2 protein-coding genes are annotated in these 4,825 nt (G+C 50.2%); both read left to right on the plus strand.

The window, feature by feature from the left end; translation table 11 throughout:
• Nucleotides 1-552: 552 nt before the first annotated feature.
• On the plus strand, nt 553-843 hold the full coding sequence (locus ACYTXL_RS33050; protein ID WP_461928273.1) for a helix-turn-helix domain-containing protein: 291 nt from the start codon (nt 553-555) through the stop codon (nt 841-843).
• Nucleotides 840-4,811, plus strand: coding sequence for a PAS domain S-box protein (locus ACYTXL_RS33055; RefSeq protein ID WP_461928272.1), 3,972 nt, complete (start codon nt 840-842; stop codon nt 4,809-4,811). The genes ACYTXL_RS33050 and ACYTXL_RS33055 overlap by 4 nt, the downstream gene beginning before the upstream one ends.
• Nucleotides 4,812-4,825 lie beyond the last annotated feature (14 nt).

The following is a 4,825-nucleotide window of genomic DNA, read 5'->3' on the forward strand; positions in this document are numbered from 1 at the left end:
GCTCAATTTTGGTCAGAAGGTGTTTCGTTTTTGACCGCTTTACATCCCCTGCCTACGAAGCGTTGAGGCAGGGGTATTACAGCGATTTGATAAATTAACTGTTATTTGTTTCCATTCTGACTCTGACACGGGATTTACTTATACTAATCACCCAATGCTTAAGCGTACAATAGTTTCGGGTATGAGTGCCTCAAATCTGCCAGAAATTCAAACAAAAACTTTTATGTAAAGCTTATCCAGAGGATAAGCTTATTCCGCCCCCATTACACGATCACGGATAACGTGGAATGCTCTTCGCCATCTTCAGCCCAGGATTAGCGAAAGAAAAGGTAAGAAATAAGGCATATTATTACAAGCTGATTTCAGATCTTTGTATTATCAAGTGGAAATGAAGAACTGGTAGGGCTTTTGGAAAAATTTTCAGTCTACTGAAATTATGATTCAAAGCCAAAAAAAAACACTTTACGTCTTGAGATAAATTGTTTCTTTGCCAAAACTAACCAAAATTTATAGAATTTATAGAAATAAAGGACTTTATAAAGTTTGAGTCGTATGCCTTTCCATCAGGATTACCTTGGTGTTGAACAACCAGCTGTGGGTCAATTGATTCGGGAACTCCGGCAAACCCTGAAGCTGACACAGGAGAAGTTTGCGACTCAACTCGGTGTCACATTTCCAACGATCAATCGCTGGGAAAACGGACATGCGACTCCTTCTCCTTTGGCACTTAAGCAAATTGATGCTCTGCTAAACCAATTGTCTGAGTCACCCGATGCCGCCTTATGCAAACACAGTCAGACAATTCGAAAAAAATACTTTCCGACAAAGGATCTGAAAGCATGAAGGCAGAGGAACACAAGGCTTGGGCTGAAAACCTCTTTGTTGGTGGCGGCGAGATAGGCGCATTGTTGAGATCGCACAATTGGTCCCAGACGCCGCTAGGGGCTGTCGAAACCTGGCCGGACAGCCTAAAAACGGCTGTGGAGATCCTGTTGACAGAACTCGATCAAGCCCAGCCGACAGAAAAGACGCAGCTAGAATCTGATCTGCTGCAAGGACGTACATCAACAGATGCCTTGCGTCAAGCTGCCCAAGCCGATGCGTTTCGAGTCAAGCTCACCAATGCGCTACGCCCGCTGACTGATGCTAATGAGATTCAGGTGATCGCTGCCCGTGTTCTGGGTGAGTCTCTAGGCGCAAGCCGCGTTATTTACATTGAAGTGTTACCAGGCGGCAAAGAGATCATCGTTCATAAAAACTACACGAACGGCGTTGCCGAGCTGAGCGGACTGTACCATCTGGAAGACTTTGGGCGCAACCTGACAGATGATCATCAAGCGGAGCGAACGGCGATCGTTCCTGATGTGGCAAACTACCCTAAATACACAGCCAGCGAGAAGGCAAGGTATCAAACGATTGATATTGCCGCGCATATTGATGTGCCGCTGATCAAGAACGAGCAATTTGTCGCGCTGCTGGCGGTGCATCAGGCAAACCCTCGTCCTTGGACGGAAGATGAGGTGAAACGAGTCGAGGAAACAGCAGAGCAGACGTGGGCAGCTGTTGAACGTGCCCGTGCTGAAGCAGCATTAGGCGAGAGCCGCACCGATCTCGAACGGCAACTGCGGAAGTTCGACGCGATCGTCGCTGCAATTCCCGATTCTATTTACACCTTTGATTTGGCAGGACGGTTTACCTATGTCAGCCCGGCGTTGCTCAATCTTTGGCAGAAAACTTCAGATGAAGCTTTGGGGAAGAACTTTTTTGAGCTGGATTATCCAACGGATTTAGCGACCCGACTTCAGCAACAGATTCAACAGGTGATCGCCACGCGCCAGCCGCTCAAGGATGAATCGTCCTACACTAGCGCAATCGGCACGCGCGCCTATGAATATATTTTCGTGCCACTTTTGGGCATCAACGGCGCAGTAGATGCAGTGGCAGGCGTGACGCGAGACATCACCGATATCTCCGACGAGCTTCGCTTACGCAGACAGGCAGAACAAGCCTTGCGCCAAAGCGAGGAGCAGACTCGAAATATTCTGGAGAGCATCGCTGAAGCCTTCTTTGCCCTAGATGAGAACTGGCAGTTTACTTATATGAATCCATCTGCCGAAACACTACTTGATCGCACTCCAGGCGATTTGATTGGCAAAAATTTGTGGTCAGAGTATCCAGGACTGATTGGCAATGAGTTGGAGCAGGTCTACTGGAGCACCATGCAAGATCGTGTGGCTGGGTCAATGACCGCGTTTTACCCGGATCACGATCGCTGGTACGAAGTTCGCACCTACCCTGCCCGAAACGGTATCACCGTTTATTTCAGGAATGTGACCGAGCAAATTCAAACTACCGCAACCCTGCGTCAATCCGAAGAACGCTACCGGACGCTGTTTGAGTCGATCGACGAAGGCTTCTGCATTGTTGAAGTGCTATTTGACGAAAATGATACGCCGCTCGACTACCGCTTCTTAGAGATCAATCCCGCCTTTGAGCAACAAACAGGACTTCGACAGGCGGTCGGGAAAACGGCGCGTCAGTTAGTTCCAGATTTAGAAGGCTATTGGATTCAGATTTACGGTCAAGTTGCTCTAACGGGTGAACCTGCTCGCTTTGAAAATGCCTCTGTTGCAATGAATCGATGGTTTGATGTCTATGCCTGTCGCACCGGTGAAGCCCAAGCGCGAAAAGTTGCTATTGTCTTCAAAGATATTAGCGATCGCAAACTCTCAGAAGAAATTTTGCGCCGAACCGCCGAATTTAATGCTTTTTGCGTCTCTCTGACCGACGCGCTGCGTCTGCTTGCCGACCCAGTAGAGATTCAGGCTACGGCCAGCGGTGTGCTGGGCGAATATCTGGGCGCGAACCGGGTGGCGTACTTCGAGGTTCGCGATGCTGATTACGTCGTTGAGCGTGATTATGTCAACGGAGCCGCAGCACTCGCTGGCAACTACCCGATTGATTCGTTCGGCCCCAAGCTGCTCGCAGCCTACCGCACTGGTCGCGCTGTGTCCGCGTCTGATGTGGAAGCCGATCCCAACCTGTCCCCAGAGCAGCGAGCAGCTTACGCCGCGATTGAGATCTGTGCCTACATTGGCATACCCCTGATCAAGGGGGGCGAATTTGTAGCGGGGCTGGCAGTTCACACATCTGAACCGCGAGCTTGGACACCGGACGAGGTGTCCTTGGCGGAAGAAGTAGCCGAGCGCACTTGGGCGGCAGTTGAACGCGCCCGCACCGAAGCCGCACTGCGCGAGAGTGACAACCGCTTCCGCATGGCGATCGAAGCTGCCCAATTAGGCACTTGGGACTGGAATCTGATCACCAATCAATTGATTTGGGATGAGGGTTGCAAAGCCATGTTTGGCTTACCACCAGAAGCTCTTTGCAGCATTGAGGCCTTTTTTGCCGGACTGCACCCCGACGATCGCGACCGCCTAGAACAGGTGATGCAATGGACTTTGAATCCAGCCAGCAACGGCAAGTGTGACGTAGAATATCGCACGATTGGGATTCAGGATGGGGTTGAACGGTGGATTGCGGCCAGAGGACAGGCCTACTTTGATGCTGCCGACAAACCACAACGCTTTCTCGGCACTGTACTCAATATTACTGAGCAAAAACGCATTCAGGCAGAACGAGAACAACTTCTTGCTCGTGAACAAGCCGCAAGAGAGGCAGCCGATCGCGCCAACCGGATCAAAGATGAGTTTTTGGCGGTGCTGTCCCATGAATTGCGATCGCCTCTCAACCCGATTTTGGGCTGGGTGCGCTTACTACAAAAGGGCAAACTGAGCGAAGCCCGTAAAGCTGAAGCCTTGAAAATTATCGAGCGCAATGCCCATTTACAGACGCAACTAATCGAAGACTTGCTCGACATCTCCCGCATCATGCAGGGCAAACTCAGCTTAAGAGCGGCTCCGGTCAGTTTGACCTTTGTGATTTCTGCCGCCGTTGAAACGGTGCGTTTGGCAGCAGAAGCAAAAAATATTGCGATCGCTCTTGATCTTGATGAGATCGCTTTGATTTCTGGCGATGTAGCCCGCTTGCAGCAAGTGGTGTGGAATTTGCTTACCAATGCGGTTAAGTTCACACCTAACAGCGGACAAGTAACTGTTGAACTGCGGCAACTCGACGGGCTAGCTCAGATTCGGGTAATCGATACTGGCAAGGGCATCAATACACAGTTTTTGCCCCATGTATTTGAGTATTTTCGGCAAGAAGACGGCTCAACGACACGCAAATTTGGCGGGTTGGGATTGGGGCTTGCGATCGTGCGGCAAATTGTAGAAATGCACGGGGGCACGGTTACAGCAGAAAGCCAGGGTGAGAATCAAGGCGCAACCTTGATCATCCAATTGCCCCTCATGCAGCAGGCAACATCGATCGCATCCGACCCAATCCACACCCAGACAGAAGCAGAAGTGCCTTTAGACGGGGTTCAAATTTTGCTGGTAGATGATGAACCAGATACCCGCGAGTTTCAGGCATTTGTGCTGTCACAAAGCGGGGCAAATGTGACAGCCGTCGCTTCTGGCTTAGAAGCTTTGCAAGCTCTAGAACAGTTCACTCCTGACGTGCTAGTGAGTGACATAGGTATGCCTGAGATGGACGGCTATATGCTGATGCAGCAGATTCGATCTCGCCCACCGAATCAAGGAGGAACCATTCGGGCAATCGCACTAACCGCTTATGCCGCAGAAATTGACCAACAAAGGGCACTTCAGGTAGGATTTCAAACTCACATTACAAAACCTGTAGAGCCAGAGGAGTTAGTGAGGGCGATTGCAAACTTGCTAGAACCCAACTAATTTTCCGTAGGGCA

The organism is Nostoc sp. (assembly GCF_054880495.1).